The sequence below is a fragment of the Mesorhizobium sp. WSM4308 genome, assembly GCF_002294905.1.
Lineage (GTDB): Bacteria > Pseudomonadota > Alphaproteobacteria > Rhizobiales > Rhizobiaceae > Mesorhizobium.
The window spans coordinates 208,446-224,611 of sequence record NZ_NSFW01000009.1 but is presented as its reverse complement, the minus strand read 5'-3'; the positions used below and the strand labels follow the sequence as shown (position 1 = coordinate 224,611).

17 protein-coding genes are annotated in these 16,166 nt (G+C 63.8%); 9 read left to right on the top strand and 8 right to left on the bottom strand.

Going from position 1 to position 16,166, the window contains the following annotated elements; translation table 11 throughout:
- Nucleotides 1-30: 30 nt before the first annotated feature.
- Nucleotides 31-1,410, bottom strand: a complete 1,380-nt coding sequence (locus tag CK227_RS18670; RefSeq protein WP_095773928.1) for a serine hydrolase — start codon at nt 1,408-1,410, stop codon at nt 31-33.
- A gap of 281 nt (nt 1,411-1,691) precedes the next feature.
- Here CK227_RS18670 and CK227_RS18665 point away from each other — a divergent pair, with 281 nt between their 5' ends.
- Both CK227_RS18665 and CK227_RS18660 read left to right on the top strand, forming a co-directional pair.
- A complete protein-coding gene (locus tag CK227_RS18665; protein ID WP_095773927.1) occupies nt 1,692-2,492 on the top strand; it encodes a GH25 family lysozyme in 801 nt (266 codons plus the stop codon).
- Between the two features lie 176 nt (nt 2,493-2,668).
- Nucleotides 2,669-3,847 (top strand): lytic murein transglycosylase, encoded by a 1,179-nt coding sequence (locus CK227_RS18660; RefSeq protein ID WP_095774033.1) that lies wholly within the window; start codon nt 2,669-2,671, stop codon nt 3,845-3,847.
- Nucleotides 3,848-3,872: 25 nt separating this feature from the next.
- On the opposite strand, the gene CK227_RS18655 is transcribed toward CK227_RS18660, so the two are convergent.
- Nucleotides 3,873-4,781, bottom strand: a complete 909-nt coding sequence (locus CK227_RS18655; protein WP_095773926.1) for a LysR family transcriptional regulator — start codon at nt 4,779-4,781, stop codon at nt 3,873-3,875.
- Nucleotides 4,782-4,911: 130 nt separating this feature from the next.
- Between CK227_RS18655 and CK227_RS18650 the strand changes: the two genes are divergently transcribed.
- A complete protein-coding gene (locus tag CK227_RS18650) occupies nt 4,912-5,643 on the top strand; it encodes an SDR family oxidoreductase (RefSeq protein ID WP_095773925.1) in 732 nt (243 codons plus the stop codon).
- A 103-nt stretch (nt 5,644-5,746) separates the two neighbouring features.
- Here CK227_RS18650 and CK227_RS18645 read toward each other — a convergent pair whose 3' ends face one another.
- A complete protein-coding gene (locus CK227_RS18645) occupies nt 5,747-6,967 on the bottom strand; it encodes an alanine racemase (RefSeq protein ID WP_095774032.1) in 1,221 nt (406 codons plus the stop codon).
- Nucleotides 6,968-7,269: 302 nt separating this feature from the next.
- Here CK227_RS18645 and CK227_RS18640 point away from each other — a divergent pair, with 302 nt between their 5' ends.
- On the top strand, nt 7,270-8,187 hold the full coding sequence (locus CK227_RS18640) for a DMT family transporter (protein WP_095773924.1): 918 nt from the start codon (nt 7,270-7,272) through the stop codon (nt 8,185-8,187).
- Between the two features lie 521 nt (nt 8,188-8,708).
- Here the strand turns inward: CK227_RS18640 and metF are convergent.
- Nucleotides 8,709-9,626, bottom strand: coding sequence for a methylenetetrahydrofolate reductase [NAD(P)H] (gene metF, locus CK227_RS18635; protein ID WP_095773923.1), 918 nt, complete (start codon nt 9,624-9,626; stop codon nt 8,709-8,711).
- Nucleotides 9,626-10,648, bottom strand: coding sequence for a metalloregulator ArsR/SmtB family transcription factor (locus CK227_RS18630; protein ID WP_095773922.1), 1,023 nt, complete (start codon nt 10,646-10,648; stop codon nt 9,626-9,628). The genes metF and CK227_RS18630 overlap by 1 nt, the downstream gene beginning before the upstream one ends.
- A gap of 193 nt (nt 10,649-10,841) precedes the next feature.
- On the opposite strand from CK227_RS18630, the gene tsaA reads away from it, so the two are divergent.
- Both tsaA and CK227_RS18620 read left to right on the top strand, forming a co-directional pair.
- Nucleotides 10,842-11,366, top strand: a complete 525-nt coding sequence (tsaA, locus tag CK227_RS18625; protein WP_095773921.1) for a tRNA (N6-threonylcarbamoyladenosine(37)-N6)-methyltransferase TrmO — start codon at nt 10,842-10,844, stop codon at nt 11,364-11,366.
- A complete protein-coding gene (locus CK227_RS18620; protein ID WP_095773920.1) occupies nt 11,363-11,677 on the top strand; it encodes a DUF2293 domain-containing protein in 315 nt (104 codons plus the stop codon). Before tsaA ends, CK227_RS18620 begins: the two co-directional genes overlap by 4 nt.
- Before the next feature lie 5 nt (nt 11,678-11,682).
- Here CK227_RS18620 and CK227_RS18615 read toward each other — a convergent pair whose 3' ends face one another.
- A complete protein-coding gene (locus CK227_RS18615) occupies nt 11,683-12,192 on the bottom strand; it encodes a hypothetical protein (RefSeq protein ID WP_095773919.1) in 510 nt (169 codons plus the stop codon).
- 158 nt (nt 12,193-12,350) lie between these two features.
- Between CK227_RS18615 and CK227_RS18610 the strand changes: the two genes are divergently transcribed.
- Together CK227_RS18610 and CK227_RS18605 are read left to right on the top strand one after the other, a co-directional pair.
- A complete protein-coding gene (locus tag CK227_RS18610; RefSeq protein WP_095774031.1) occupies nt 12,351-13,313 on the top strand; it encodes a D-amino acid aminotransferase in 963 nt (320 codons plus the stop codon).
- Nucleotides 13,314-13,447: 134 nt separating this feature from the next.
- Nucleotides 13,448-14,287 carry an SDR family oxidoreductase gene (locus CK227_RS18605; RefSeq protein WP_095773918.1) on the top strand — a complete coding sequence of 280 codons (840 nt, stop codon included), beginning with the start codon at nt 13,448-13,450 and terminating at the stop codon, nt 14,285-14,287.
- Nucleotides 14,288-14,353: 66 nt separating this feature from the next.
- Here CK227_RS18605 and CK227_RS18600 read toward each other — a convergent pair whose 3' ends face one another.
- Together CK227_RS18600 and CK227_RS18595 are read right to left on the bottom strand one after the other, a co-directional pair.
- Entirely contained in the window at nt 14,354-14,971 is a 618-nt protein-coding gene (locus tag CK227_RS18600; RefSeq protein WP_095773917.1) for an MOSC domain-containing protein, read from the bottom strand.
- A gap of 17 nt (nt 14,972-14,988) precedes the next feature.
- Complete coding sequence (locus CK227_RS18595; RefSeq protein WP_245433483.1) at nt 14,989-15,546, bottom strand: TetR/AcrR family transcriptional regulator; 558 nt, start codon at nt 15,544-15,546, stop codon at nt 14,989-14,991.
- Between the two features lie 196 nt (nt 15,547-15,742).
- Here CK227_RS18595 and CK227_RS18590 point away from each other — a divergent pair, with 196 nt between their 5' ends.
- Entirely contained in the window at nt 15,743-16,165 is a 423-nt protein-coding gene (locus CK227_RS18590) for a hypothetical protein (RefSeq protein WP_095773915.1), read from the top strand.
- Nucleotide 16,166: the final 1 nt, after the last annotated feature.

Genomic DNA, 16,166 nt, shown 5'->3' with positions numbered 1-16,166 from the left:
CGCCGACCTCCCCATCAAGGGTAAAAGGTCCTAATGCAGGGCCTTCACCAGCGCGCCCACCATCGTCTGCGGACGATAGCCGAGCTTGGCCGGCGTCAGCCCCAGCCGCACGATCACCAGCTGCTCCGAGGGAATGATGGCGACGGTCTGGCCGTCGTGCCCTTCCATCCAGTAGGTGTCCTTGGGCAGGCCGGCCGCGACGCCGGCGCCGGGATTTTCCTCATCGCCCGGCGCCTCGATCCACAACTGGCCCTTGCCGTAGACTGTCGAGGCAGGCGCCGGCTCGCGCATCCAGTCGACGAAGCCGGCCGGCAGCATCTGGTTGCCGTTCCACACCCCGCCCTGCAGCAGGAACTGGCCGAAGCGGGCCCAGTCATGCGCCGTGGCGTAGAGATAGGACGAGCCGACGAACGTGCCCCGCTCGTCGGTTTCGAGCACCGCGCTGTGCATGCCGAGCGGCCCGAACAGGGCCGTGCGCGGCCATGTCAGCGCCTTGGCCTTGTCGCCGATCGCGTCCTGCCAGAGCCGCGACAGCATCACCGCCGTGCCGCTCGAATAGGTGAACACCTTGCCGACCTCGCCCGCCAGCGGCTTTGATTCGGCAAAGCCCGCCATGTCGGGCTCGAGATAGAGCATGCGCGTGACATCGGCGACGTCGCCATAGTCCTCGTTGAATTCCAGCCCGCTCGACATCGCCATCATGTCGGCAAGGCTGATAGCGGCGCGGCCGTCCGCCTTCCACGGCGCGAACAGGCCCTTGTTGTCGACGGCCATTTTGCCGTCCTTGACCAGCGTGCCGACGATCGCGGCGTTCACTGTCTTGGTCATCGACCAGCCGAGCAGCGGCGTCTTGGCCGAAAAGCCGTCGCCATAGCGCTCAGCGACGACGCGGCCGTTCTTGACCACGACCACCGCGCGCATGCCTGCCCCGGTCAGCGCCGCATCGTCGAGCAGCTTGGCAATCACCGGATCCTGCGATGCCTCGACCCGCTCGCCTTCGGGCCACAGCATATCCAGGCTGGTTGCCGAAGGCTCGACATGGACCGTCGTGCGCCGCGCCTTGCCGACATCGCCGTCAGGGATCGAGGCGCAGCCCAGCCCATCGCGGGAAACCGCCTCGCTCTTGCCGAGGAAGCCCAGCAGGCCCGCCGAAACCGTTCCCCGGTTCTTGTCGACCGAGACCCGCATCAGCCGCAACAGCGGGTGGCCGGGCGCCTGCACGTCGACGGCAAGCACTTCGTTGGCATCGCGCCCGGCAATGAAGACGTTGGAGCAGACGATCTTGGCCGAATAGCCGGAACCGACACGGATCAGTTCGGGCGGCGCGATGTAGAGCCAGCCAAACAGCCCGGCGACCGCCAGAACGATCAGTCCAAGCAGCCATTTGACGATCTTGACGACGAACCGCATCTGCTTCCTCCCGGGCTTTCGCCCGACCCTTATGTCATCGAATTGCCGCCATTGCTCCCGCAAAATCAGGGCTCTTGTCGAGCGCCGTCAACGGATTATCAACCATGATCGGCGATCACAGGATGCATGTCGCCCAAAAGCGCGCTGCGGTTTTGGGACATGCACAAAAGGGATAGACTGGGCGATGCTGTGGGGCGATCGCCCGGAGGGGGCTCGACCAATCGTCGGCCATCGGTTCACAGACCCATCAGCGACCGGCTGTTTCCGGCTTGGAAGTTGTGATGCGCCGTCTTGCGGCCCTTTTCATGCTGACGCTGCTTGGCGCCTGCTCGACCGTGGACGATCTGTCGCCGCTGTCGCCATCCGGGTCCAGCAGCCCGACGGTCGCCGTGCGTGCTCCCCGCTTCGAGGATTCCAAGCCACATGAATGGGACAGCGGCGCGCCGTGGAACTATGCCGTTCACGGCACCGACGTTTCCAAGTACCAGACCTCGGTCGACTGGCCGACAGCCAAGGCGAGCGGCATTTCCTTCGCCTTCATCAAGGCGACCGAGGGCGGCGACCGCTTCGACGAGTATTTCAACGAGCACTGGGCGCGCACGAAAGCCGCCGGCGTTCCGCGCGCGCCCTATCATTTCTTCTATTTCTGCACCCCGGCCGCCCAGCAGGCGCGCTGGTTCATCCAGAACGTTCCCGTCGACCGCTCCGCCATGCCGCCGGTTCTCGACATGGAATGGAACCCGAAATCGCCGACCTGCAGGCTGCGTCCCGACGCCGCCACGGTGCGTGCGGAGATGACCACATTCCTCCAGATCGTCGAACGGCACTACGGCAAGAAGCCGATCATCTATACCTCCGTCGACTTCTTCGACGACAACCAGTTGTCGACCTTCCGCGGCTACCCCTACTGGCTGCGCTCGGTCGCCGGCCACCCGCGCGAAAAATACGGCAGCCACCCCTTCACCTTCTGGCAGTACACCGGAACCGGCATCGTCCCCGGCATGACCGGCAAATCAGACATCAACGTCTTCAACGGCTCGGAAGCCGCCTGGAACAAGTGGCTGCGGCAGAACACCCGTTGACACCGGTTCAACGGCAGCGAAGCCCATGGAACGAGGGGCTGCCGCAGAAGACCCGTTGACACCGGGCCTGCCGCCTGCTTTTCGACACAGCCAGCGGTAGGGTGCAACCGCCGGTAATTCAGGGCGTTGGGCGTTCAGCCAGCACGACAATGCCCTCTTCGTTCGAAAGGAAGCTGATGCGACTGCGTTCCCAAGCCCTCGCGGCGCTATTCCTGTGCGCCACGGCCTTGCCGGCGATGGCGCAGGAATGCGGCGGCGACTTCGAAACCTGGAAACAGGGCGTGGCGGCGGAAGCCAAGGCGGCCGGTGTCGGCGCCGTCGGTCTCGATGCGCTGGAAGATGCCACCTTTGACGAGCGGGCGCTGGCGCGCGACCGCGCCCAGGGCGTCTTCACCCAGACCTTCATCGAGTTCTCCAACCGCATGATTTCGGCCTACCGGCTGAAGCAAGGCGCGGCGAACATGAAGAAATACGCCGATGTCTTCGCCCGCGCCGACCAGCAGTTTGGCGTACAGGCGCCTGTCATCACCGCCTTCTGGGCGCTGGAGACGGATTTCGGCGCCGTGCAGGGCGATTTCCATACGCTGAGCGCCCTGGTGACGCTTTCGCATGATTGCCGGCGCCCGCAGCTGTTCCGCCAGCAGCTGGTGCCGCTTCTGCAGCTCATAGATCGCGGCGTGCTGCCGGCCGACGTCAAGGGCGCATGGGCCGGCGAGATCGGCCAGACGCAGATCCTGCCTTCGGACTATCTGGGCCGGGGCGTCGACGGCGACGGCGACGGCAAGATCGACCTGCGCAACAGCGTGCCCGATGTGATCATGACCACGGCCAACAAGGTGCTGTCGCGCGGCTGGAAGCGCGACGAGCCCTGGATCCAGGAAGTGCGGGTGCCCGACGAGATGCCCTGGGATCAGACCGGGCGCACCAACAAATTGCCGCTGACACAGTGGGCGCAGTGGGGCATCACCAATCCCGACGGCTCGCCGCTTGTCGACAAGGGCCTCAAGGCAGGCCTGGCGCTGCCCATGGGCCGCAAGGGCCCGGCCTTCCTCACCTATGACAATTTCGACGTCTATCTCGAATGGAACCAGTCCTTCACCTATGCGCTGACCGCGGCCAATCTCGCCGCACGGCTCGCCGGCGCGCCGCCGCTTGATCCGCGCAACCCGGAACAAGGCCTCAACAACGAGCAGATGAAGGCGCTGCAGACCAAGCTCGAGGCCCGGGGCTACGACGTCGGCACGGTCGACGGCATTCTGGGCACCAACACCCGCGAAGCGATCCGCAAGGAGCAGATGCGGCTTGGCCTGCCGGTGGACGGCTGGCCGACATCGGAGCTTTTGGCGAAGCTGTGAGGGGCCGCCAATCTTGAGGCCCTCGCTACCGGCTAGCGCCTGCTCTCCTCGCCCGCACGAAATCGATGAACGCCCGCAAGGCGGGCGGCACGTGCCGCGAACTTGGGTGGTATAGATAGAAGCCGGGAAAGCTGGGCGACCAGGCTTCCAGAAAGCGGACCAGCCTGCCTTGCTCGATCCAGGGCCGAACCTGGTATTCGAACATGTAGGCAATGCCCACGCCATCCAGAACGGCATTGAGCATCAGCTCGGTATCGTTGACGGTCAGGCTGCCTTCGACCGCGATTTCCAGAACCCGTTTGCCGCGCGCGAACTCCCATCGATAGAGGTTGCCGCCGCCCGGCCACTGGAATTTGATGCATTGATGCTGGTGCAGTTCCTGCGGATGACGCGGTACGGTCCGGTTCTCGAGATAGGCGGGGGCGGCCACCGCGGCCATCTGCAAATCCTCGCTCAGTTTCACCGCCACCATGTCCTTCTCCAGCCGCTCGCCGAGCCGGATTCCTGCATCGAACCGGCCTTCGACAATGTCTGCCAGCGTGTCATCGACGATGACGGTCAGCGCGATATCGGGATAGCTGCGCTGAAAGTCCCCAAGGATCGGCGCGATGAATCGCATCGCGGCGACACGCGGCACATTGATGCGTAGCGAACCCGCCGGCCGATCGCGCGCCGCATGAACATCGGCAATGGCGCTTTCCAGTTCATCAAAGGCGACGGCAAGGCGCGAAAAAAGCGCGTCGCCTGCGGCGGTCGCGGAGACACTGCGGGTCGTGCGGTTGAGGAGCCTGACGCCGATGCGCGTCTCCAACTGCCGGATAGACTGGCTGAGCGCCGGTGGCGACACGCGCAGCCTTGCGGCGGCACGGACGAAACTGCCCTCTTCGACGATGGCGGAAAATGCCTTGAGCTCGGTGAATTCGGATCCGCGCATTATGTACCCTTGGATTAACAAGCCAATCAGATAATAGGTCATTATCTGATCAATTGCATGCCGCTATCTCTCAGCCATCGGCCACATCGCAGGCAAAGCCGCGGGCCGGAATGCTTGAAGGAAATTGATCATGTCCCAGTCTCTGCACGGCAAAACCGCAATCGTCACCGGCAGTTCGCGTGGCATTGGCCGGGCCATCGCCGAAGGCCTCGCCGCCCAGGGCGCCGCCGTGGTCGTCAACTATGTCGGCAACCGGAAAGCCGCCGATGAGGTCGTCGCCGGCATCGCCAGCAAGGGAGGAAAGGCGCTCGCCATCCAGGCCGACATATCAAGCGTTTCCGATGTCCGCCGCCTGTTTGACGAGACCGAGAGCAGGCTGGGCGCAATCGACATCGTCGTCGCCAATGTCGGCGTCGCCGTCATCAAGCCGCTGACCGAGGTGACGGAAGCCGATTTCGACCAGGTCTTCGGCACCAATGCCAAGGGCACCTTCTTCACGCTTCAGGAAGCAGCGCGCCGGGTGCGCGATGGCGGCCGGATCATCGCCGTCTCCACCGGCGGCACGAAGATGTTCTTCACGCAGACGGCGCTCTATCTCGGCACCAAGGGCGCCGTCGAACAGTTCGTTCGCGTGCTCTCGCGAGAACTCGGATCGCGCGGCATCACGGTGAATGCGCTGTCGCCGGGCTTCACCGACACGGACCTGCTTCCAGAGCGCGATCGCGCCGTGGCCGCCGGAATGTCGCCCTTCGGCAGGATAGGCGCGCCGCGCGACGTTGCCGATGTCGCGGTCTTCCTGGCCAGCGACGACGCCCGCTGGCTGACCGGCGAGAACATCCAGGCCGGCGGTGGCGTGGCGTAGGGATAGGAATTAGGCAGTAGGCAGTAGGCAAATACCAAAGGTGACATTGAAAGCGGGCAGTATAATAAACGATCCCTATTCCCTATTCCCTACTGCCTACCCCTTAATCCGCCATCGTCTCCAGGCTGGCGAAGCCCTGCGGCGCGTCGCCCTCGTCGAACGGTGTCGTCACCTCGACGAATGTGTCGGGGTAAAAGCCGTTGAAGCGGGTCCTCAGCGACAGCGAATAGGCGCCAATATGGCCGATTTCGATCCAGTCGCCGGTATCGACGGTTTCCGGCAGCCAGAACGGCCTGGACAGGATGTCGACGGAATCGCAGGTCGCGCCGCAGACCTTGAACGGGACGACGTTCTTTTCAGCGCCATTGCGGGTCCTGATCGCCGGATCTGGGATGAAGCGCGCCGGCAGCGTGATCTTGCCCGTCCATGAATCCGACAGCGATGCCCAGATGCCGTCATTGATGTAGAGCCGCTTGCCCTTGCGCAGCAGCACGCGCACGATCAGCGACAGGCAGCGCGCCACGATCACCCTGCCCGGCTCGGCCACCAGCGGCATCTGGTCGAACTGATATTCCTTCAGGTCACCGGAGAGCCGCGACATGATCTGACCGAGCGAGGGCATCTCGATCTGCTTGCGGTTGGGATCGTGGCCATATTCGGCTGGAAAGCCGCCGCCGACATCGAGCCCGGCAATGTCGAAGGTCAGCCGGTTGCGCACCCAGTCGGCCGAGGCCAGCGCCCGCTCATAGGTGTCGGGATCCTCGATCTGGCTGCCGACATGGAAACACAGACCGACCTTGTAGCCGGTGCGGTTCAGCCGCTCTGCCAGCTCCACGGCATAAGCCGGCCCGGCGCCGAACTTCTTCGACAATTCGTAGGCCGCCGACCCTTTCGTCTGGATGCGCACGAACACGCTGATCGAGCCAGGGTCGATGTCGAGCGCCCGCACCACCCGCGTCAGCTTGGTGATCTCGTCCTCATGGTCGAGCGAAATGACGCGGATGGCGTATTTCTCCAGCGCCAGCTTGATGTCGGACTGCGCCTTGACCGGGTGCATGTAGAGCATCTCGGCATCGGCAGAGACGGCGCGCACGGCAGCGAATTCGCCGGGCGAAGCGACGTCGAAGGCGGTGACGCCGGCCTCGACCAAGGTCTTCAGCACGATCTGCTCGCCATTGGTCTTGACCGCATAGGCGGTCTTGCCCGGGAACATGCCCATGAACTGCCTGGCATCGGCCTTCAGCACCTGCGGGCGGAAGCAATAGACCGGATCGTCGGGACGAAGTGCCAGTGCCGCCTCGCGGGCATTCTCGAATCGCTGCATTGACGAATCCTCGATCTCGGCTGCGCACAATTAATCCAAGCTAGCGGCTAGCGCATGACCCCGAAAGTCGATTTCGACTTTCGGAAAGGATCATGCGCCAAATATGAGTCTTGCAGCATCCGAGGACGCGCGGCGCTGCAATGAAAACAATTCTGTGTCTCGTGCACCTGACACTGCGGCGGTAGTCTTGGTAGCGTCGTCTGCCAGCGATCAGGTTTCGGGTGGCGCTTGCCGGCAGACCCGATATGCCTGTGCCTGGCCGGCTGACATTCGAGCCGGCATGTCGGGGGAGGACGAGCCACATGGCAATTGCCGCTACATCCGCACCGCGCGGACCGATGACCCTCGCCGACTGGGGGCAGTTGCTGCTGCTTGGTGCCATCTGGGGCGGTTCGTTCTTCTTCGCCCGCATCGCGGTGGCGGAGCTTCACCCGCTGGTGCTGGTGCTGTTTCGCGTCGCCATAGCGGCAATCGCGCTGCAGATCTATCTCGGCCTGCGCGGCCCATCGTTCCGCCTTGCCTTTCCGCATGCTGGCCTGTTCTTCCTGCTGGCCTTCACCAACAATGTCGTCCCCTTCTCGCTGATCTTCGCCGGCCAGACCGAGCTTGGCGCTGGCGTCGCCTCGGTGCTCAACGCGACGACGCCGTTCTGGACGCTGATCCTCGCCAACGCGCTGACATCGGACGAAAAGCTCTCCTGGAACAAGCTCGCCGGCATTGGGCTCGGCGTCGCCGGCACCGCCGTCATGATCGGTCCCGGCCTGCTCGCCGGGCTTGGCGGCCCTGTCTGGGCGAAGTTCGCGCTGATCGGCGCGTCGCTGTCCTATGCCGTCGCGCTGATGGTCGCCCGGCGATTCAAGGGCGTGCCCTCGCCGGTCATCGCCACCGGGCAGCTGACCGCTTCGACCATCATCATGATACCGGTCGTTCTGCTGGCGCACGGCCCCGCCGGCCTGTTTTCGGCCTCGCCGCCAGTCTGGGCGGCGGTGCTGGCACTGGCGCTGCTCTCCACCGCCTTCGCCTACATCCTCTATTTCAACCTCGTCGCCTCGGCCGGCGCCACCAACGCCTCGCTGGTCACGTTGATCGTGCCGGCCAGCGCCATGCTGCTCGGTTTTCTTTTCCTGGGCGAGCGGCTGGAACTGTTCGAGATCGGCGGCGTGGTGCTGATCGGCCTCGGTCTTCTCACAATCGACGGACGTGTCCTTGGACGGCGTTAAGCGCGAAAATCAAAGCCGACTTTCGCGGCGGTAGCGCTGCCATGACACAGCATCGACACGCCCCCGCCATAATTTATTCACAGGCATGAAGCGGGTTTTTGCCGAAGAGTTTCAACGGCTAACGGCAAAACCAGAGTCGCAAATTTCACAATCACGTCGCAATGCAGCACATTTTCCGCTTGCCTGTGGCACAAATGGACCTAGACTCTCAGGCATAGCTCTTTAAGAGGAGGCTATGTCATGGGACTTACGAGGCCAATCAACGCATTGATGATTTGTGCTGCGTTTGCTTTCATCGGCGCCCTCATTATGGGCGTCCTTCCCTGAACCCGCCAAGACGGGGAAGACCAGCACCAGATAGTCTAAACAATTCGAAAGGCCGGGTTTTTACCCGGCCTTTTGCTGTTTAGGCTGAAGCGCGTCGCGTCTGAACGGATTCATGCGGCGCACTTTAAGTCTTTGTTTTTATGCATGTCGTTCTCCCAAAGCCGGGGCCACTTTTGGGCGACATGCATTAAACCTCACGCAGCAGCCGAGCCCGCCACCTCCGCCTCGTGCGAGCGGATGCCGATCATGTGGCAGATGGCGAAGACGAGGTCGGCGCGGTTCATCGTGTAGAAGTGGAAGTCGCCCACGCCGCGCTCGACCAGGTCGAGAACCTGTTCGGCGGCGACGGCCGATGCCACCAGCGCATGCGTCTGCGGATCGTTCTGCAGGCCGTCGAAACGCTCGGCCAGCCATGCCGGCACCAGCGCGCCGCAGCGCGCCGAGAAATTGGCGACCTGGGTGAAATTATGCACCGGCAAAATGCCCGGAACGATCGGGATGTAGATGCCGGCGCGACGCGCGCGCTCGACATAGCGCTCGTAGAGATCATTGTCGAAGAAGAACTGGGTGATCGCCCGCGTCGCGCCATTGTCGACCTTGCGCTTCAGCATGTCGATATCGGTGGCGAAGTCCGGGCTTTCCGGATGCTTTTCCGGATAGGCCGAAACCGAGATGTCGAAATCGCCCGCTTCCTTCAGCGCGCCCACCAGTTCGGCGCCGTTGGCGTAGCCGTCCGGATGCGGGCGGTAGGCGGTGCCCACGCCCGCGGCCGGATCGCCGCGCAGGGCGACGAAGCGCTTGACGCCCATATCGGCGAATTCCTGGATCACCGCGTCGACCTGATGACGGGCGGCATCGACGCACGTCATGTGCGCGGCCGGCGTCAGGCTGGTCTCGTTCAGGATGCGGCCGACGGTGCGCGCCGTGCGCTCACGCGTCGAGCCGCCGGCGCCATAGGTCACCGAGACGAATTTCGGCTTCAGCGGTTCCAGCCTTGTGACCGTGTCCCACAGCCGCGCCTCCATCTCGTCATTCTTGGGCGGGAAGAACTCGAAGGAAACCTTGACCTTGTCGCCAATGTCGGGGCGGCGGGAAAAGCGGAACTGGTTCATCAGGCGATTTCCCCTATCGAATTCACTTTGGTCTGCTGGCTGTCATTGGCAGGGTCGGCGATCAGCAGGCGCCGGTCGCGGCCAAGCCAGAGCTTGACGGTGAGCCTGGGCTCGCTGCCGCCGCGCGGCTCGAATTCCTGGGCATCCTCGAGATCGAGGCCGGCCTCTGCAAACCACTCGCTGATCTGCCGGTCGGAAAAGCCGAGCCGCATATGCGCGTGCTCTTCGCGCAGGAATTCCAGCGTGTGCGGCGCGAAGTCGACGATGACCAACCGGCCCGACGGCCGCAAAAGCCGTGCCGCCTCGTGGATGGCGCGGGCGGGATCGTCGAGATAATGCAGCACCTGGTGGATGGTGACGAGATCGAAAGCGTCGCGCTCGACCGGCGGCGAGAAGATGTCGCCCTGCCGCACCTGCGCGTTCGAAACGCCGGCCTTGTCGAGATTGGCACGCGCCACGGTCAGCATCTCGCGCGACATGTCGATGCCGACACCGCGCCGGTAGAGCGGCGAGAAGATTTCCAGGAGCCGCCCGGTACCGGTGCCCAGATCCAGCATCGACTGGAACGGCCGCTTGCCGACCAGCTTCAGCATCGCCGCCTCGACCGCACGGTCCGGCACATGCAGCGAGCGGATATGGTCCCAGCTTGCGGCGTTCACCGAGAAATACTCGGCCGCCCGGTCCTGCCGCTTGCGCTTGACCGAGGCCAGGCGTTCGAGATCGCGCTCGACCTGCGGATCGGCGCCGCGAATGCTGGACACCAGCCCCATGACGAAGTCGCGCGCGGAATCGGCATCCGACAGGCGGAAGAAGGCCCATGATCCTTCCTGGTAGCGGTCGATCAGCCCGGCCTCGAGCAGCAGCTTCAAATGCCGCGAAACGCGCGGCTGCGACTGGCCGAGAATTTCGGTAAGATCGGAAACGGTGAGGTCGCCACGCGACAACAGTGCCAATATGCGCAGGCGGCTGGATTCGGCCGCCGCCTTCAGCGTATCCACCATGGTGTCGAGCGAAACATGCATCAGCGTATTCTCTTTTCAGCGCATTCACTTTGAAAAAGATATAAACATATGTTTATGTCGGTTTTCAAAACCTTGCAAGCGCTATGTCGCTTCCGGACAAGAAAATGCCGCATGCGTGATTTTCCGGTGCGCGCCGCCCAAAAATGTGTAGCGGTCCTGGGACAATGACAGCAGCAGCACGGAGATGGGCAGAATGACGGGGCCGCGCGAAATGTTCGAGGCACGCGAAGGCGAGCAGAGGCTGGGCTTGGATCCGGCAACGATGCCGGCGGATGGCCGCGTCGTCTTCATCGGCCGCATCGCCTCGCCCTGGACGACAAGGGAGAGCTGCCCGAAAAACATGCGCACGGCGCGCGAGACCGGACAGCCGGCGGTGCTGACCATCGACGCGCCCTATCGCCCTGGCTTGCAGGGCCTGGAGCGCGCCAGCCATGTCATCATCCTGTCCTGGCTGCATCACGCGCCGCGGAATCTGATTGTGCAAAAACCCCGCCATGCGGCTGAAGCAAAAGGCGTATTCGGCCTGCGTTCCCCAGCCCGGCCGAACCCGGTCGGCCTGCATGTGGCAAGGCTCGTCGGATTGGACATCGCCACCGGGCGCATCGATCTCGACGCCATCGACGTGCTCGACGGCACGCCGGTCATCGACATCAAACCTTACTTCGCCTCGACCGACGCCATACCGGAGGCGATCATCGAGGGACGTGAGGGGCGATGACTGCACCGACCGGCCGCCGCCGCGCCATCGCCAAGGCGCTGACCGCACTTCTGCCGCTGGCGCCCTATGCCGACATGGAGAAGATCCGTGCGGATGCCGGCGCAGTGCATATGAAGACCTTGCCGCCTGGCATTGCCGTGTGGCTGGCAACCATTGCCCACATCCGCCACATGCACACCGACTATGAAAAGCTGCTGGCCGAGGGTTATGACCGCGACTCCGCCCGCTTCTTCGTCATCGAGAAGACCAACATCGTGCTCACCCGCTGGCGCGCGACACGCCTGCTCGACGCCGACGACGAGGAGGAATGAAGCGGCTATTGTCGCGTCAGCACGGCGATCGCATTGTAAGGCTGGCCATCGGCCTGGCCGACCCAGGTCCAGGACAGGTTTCCCTTGAAGAAGCGGACGGTGATGTCGCCACCGTCGATGCACGTGTCCTGGCCATAGGTGATGCTTTCATGGAATTCCGCCGACGTCTCGTCCCTCGACGTCTGCGACAGCGATCCGCCGCAGCCAAGTGACGGATAATCGATCGACGCGCCGTCATTCCTGATCGTCATGGCGATCGACCAGTCGGCGCCGGCATCACCCGCCGGGCTCTGGTGGCCGCTGCCGACCCAGGTGCCGGTCAGTGTCTGCGCCGGCGCATTCACCGTGCAAGGCAGGTTCTGGAAGATCGGCGTCAACTCGCTGCCGGTCTTCTCGCAGCGATAGGTCTGGCCGTTTTGGCAGAGTTCGTCGCCTTGTTTCACGCACTGCGCGCTGGCCTCGCCCGTGGCGGCGAAAATCATCATGGCTGCGATGATGGTCCCAAGCCTGCCCATATCCCCTCCCATTCCAAGCCATCCGATCATAAGGCAATTCCAATCCGGTGTATCGGCTAGGACCGTCATGGAGGACGAACGGTGCCGGGCGGTTGGCTCTATGCCTCCTGTCCCGGGCCGGTAGGCTGATGACCCGCCCTGCCCGCGAGGAGGCCCCGATGGACCAGACGACGGCCACACAGGCTACAAAACCACTGCCCACGGTCAGCGACCGCCATGTCGACCCGCACACCTATCCCGACGGCATCGCCTTCCTCGACGGCCAGTATCTGCCGATGTCGCAGGCCAAAGTGTCGGTGCTGGATTGGGGGTTCCTGCATTCCGACGCCACCTATGACACGGTGCATGTCTGGAAAGGCCGCTTCTTCCGCCTCGATCTGCATCTCGACCGCTTCTTCGGCGGGCTCGACAAGCTGCGCATGACCATCCCCTTCGACAGGGATGGCGTGGCCGAAATCCTGCACAATTGCGTCGCCCTTTCACGTCATCGCGCCGCCTATGTCGAAATGCTGTGCACCCGCGGCGCCTCGCCAACCTTCAGCCGCGATCCGCGCCAGGCGATCAACCGCTTCATGGCCTTCGCCGTGCCGTTCGGTTCGGTCGCCAATGCGGAACAATTGCAGCGCGGCCTGCGCGTCGCCATCAGCGACAAGGTGCGAATCCCGCCGGCATCGGTCGATCCGTCGATCAAGAACTACCATTGGCTCGATCTGGTGCGCGGCCTCTACGACGCCTATGACCGCGGTGCCGAGACCGCACTCATTCTCGACTTCAACGGCAATGTCGCCGAGGGCCCGGGCTTCAACGTCTTCTGCGTCAAGGATGGCAAGCTGTCGACGCCGGCCATCGGCGTGCTGCCTGGCATCACCCGCCGCACCGTCTTCGATCTCTGCGCCGAAGAAGGTCTTGTCGCCGCCGCCGCCGATGTCAGCGTTGCAGCACTCACGGCGGCCGACGAGGTCTTCATCACCTCGACCGCGGGCGGCATCATGCCGGTGACTGAGATCGATGGCGCGGCGATCGCCGACGGCAAGGCCGGGCCTGTTACCGGCCGGCTGATGGCGCTCTACTGGCAAAAGCACGACGATCCGGCCTGGTCGTCTCAGGTGAGTTATCGCTGATCAAGGGACGTCTTGTTCAAAAAGATTTCCCCTCGCCCCTGGAAAATCACGCGATAGGCCGTATATGCCCGAAAGCGGAGAAGCCTCCGCTTTCATCGAAAAAATTGCGCCCGCAAGGGCAAGGATTCCACATCATGACAAACAAGGTTTGGTTCATCACCGGATCGTCGAAGGGTTTTGGCCGCGTCTGGGCCGAGGCCGCATTGGCGCGGGGCGACCGTGTCGCCGCAACCGCCCGTGACCCCGACACGCTCGCCGATCTGGTCAAGAAATATGGCGACAACATCGCCGCGATCAAGCTCGACGTCACCGACAAGAAAGCCGTCGATGCCGCTGTCGCCGAGGCGCACAAGCGCTTTGGCCGGTTCGACGTCGTCATCAACAATGCCGGCTACGGCCATTTCGGCGCCATCGAGGAAGTCAGTGAGCAGGAAGCCCGCGACCAGATCGAAACCAATGTGTTCGGTGCCCTCTGGGTCACGCAGGCGGCGCTGCCGATCATGCGCGCCCAGCGGTCCGGCCACATCATCCAGATCTCGTCGATCGGCGGCGTCAACGCCTTTGCCTCGCTCGGGCTCTACCATGCCTCGAAATGGGCGCTGGAAGCCTTCAGCCAGTCGCTCAGCATCGAGGTCGCGGAATTCGGCATCCATGTCACGCTGGTCGAACCCGGCGGCTTCTCCACCGACTGGTCCGGCGCCTCGGCCAAGGTCTCCAGGCCGATGGACGCCTATGCGCCCGCCCGCGCCAAGATGGCCGAGCGCCGCGCCAACTCGGTCGCCGGCGATCCCGAGGCGACCGGTCCAGCGATGCTGGCCATCGTCGACGCCGCCGAGCCGCCGCTGCGGGTGTTCTTCGGTGACGGCGGCCTGCCGATGATCCGTCAGGAATACGCCAACCGCCTCGCCACCTGGGACAAGTGGGACCACGTGTCCGTCATGGCGCAAGGCGCCAACAAGAACCGCAAGGGCTGAGGCTTCGGCATTTTGCTACGCCGCTCATCAGCGGCGTAGCCCTTCGGTCACGATGCAACCGCGCGGCTATGCCTGATAAATCCACTGCTCCGGCACCCGCGCCGAAATCTCTTCGCCGGCCCTGATCGTTCCGGGCTTCTCGACCCAGGCGACCACGCCACGCAGCCGTTTGGCCATTTTGGGAAACAGCAGCGCGCCGGCTTCGATGTCGGCCATTCCCGCATTTTCGGCGATCGATCGCCCGGAAATGCGGCATGGTCCGTTCTGGGCGTCGACCTTGAGGGTGACGCCATCCTTGAAGAACAGCAGCGTGCCGGCCGGCAGCATCGACAGATGCGGCACGCCTTCGATCACCAGATTGGCGCCGATCCATTCCGGCTTGATCTCGGCAAGGCCCATCCGCCCGGCGACGATGGCCAGCTCGTCCGCCGCCACGATCGACAGCTGCCGCTCGTTGCGCATTTCGGTGCCGCGCGGATACCAGGGTTCGCGCCCGCCAGAGCGCCGCGTTGCGCCCGCGTGGAAATCGCCCAAAATGCCGTCGAAGCCAAGGCGCAATTCCTCCACCGGCCGCGTCTGGAAATGATCCGCCAGCGCGACATAGAGCGCTGCGGCGCGGGCGGAAAGCTTCTTTGCCGGGACGATTTCGACCGGCTTCTCGGCTTCGGGGAAGAGATCCAGCATGGCGTTCCGTCCTTGAATCATGCTCCCCGTTTTTGCTCTTCGGGCGGCAAGGCCGCAAGAGCGGTTTGGGCCATAATGCGCAACTCTTCGGCCGATGCGCCGTCCCGCGCCTGGATCGACATACCGTTCATGACGCCGGCGATATATTTGGCGAAGCTCTCGACGGAGAAGCCTTCCGGCAGGTCGCCCGCCACTTGGCCTTTGGCGAGGCGCTCCGCGATCGCCGCCTCGCTCGCCTTGCGATAGGACTTGAGTTCATCGGCAATCGCCTGCGCCTGCGGCGAGGCCGCCAGCGCACCGCTGACGAAAAGGCATCCGCCCGGCTTGCCGGGCCTGGAATAGGCCTCCGCCGCGCCCAGCAGCAGCAGCCGGATCGCCTCGTGCGTCGGCACCGGCGCGCTCAGCGCGTCCAGCGCAAAGCCGATCTCCGTCTCGTGGTAGCGCGTCAGCGCCCTGCGGAACAAGGTCTCCTTGTCGGTGAAGGCGTTGTAGATCTGCGGCGGCGTCAACCCCATCGCTTCACGCAGCATGGCCAGCGACGTCGCCTCATAGCCATGCTCCCAGAACAGATGCATCGCCGCATCCAGCGCGCGGACGGGATTGAACGCGCGGGGACGACCACCCCGGGCCTTTTCCAAATTATCCATAGTGATCGATACGAAACCTGTTGACTTGCTCGTTGTGCACAACGTAACAATTGATACGAAACATGGCAAGCCGGAAGAGGATCTTCCGGCAAGGCAGTGCAGCCGAAGGACAAGGAGAGACCAAATGCCCATCACCGTGACCGCGCCAGAAGGCGTACTGACAGAGGCCGGAGAGCGCGAGATCCTGCCGCGCCTCAGCGCCGCCCTCATCGAAGCTTCCGGCGCCACCGGCAATGCGTTCTTCACCGCCATCGTCGGTGGCACGGTCCACATCCTGCCGTCGCGCCACATCTATGCCGGCGGCGCCAACAGGCCTGTCGTGATGGTGGAGTTGAAATTGCCCAATATCGCCCTCGGCTCGATCGAGGCTCGCAACGCCTTCATCACCACGGCCGCCGGCATCGTCGCCGAACTCTGCGTGGCCGGGCACAAGCCCGAAAACACCTGGATAAACATCGTCAACGCGCCCGACGGCGGCTGGGGCATCGGCGACAGGCAATATACCGGCGACGCACTCATTGCCGCCGCCACCGCCGCCGCGCACTGAT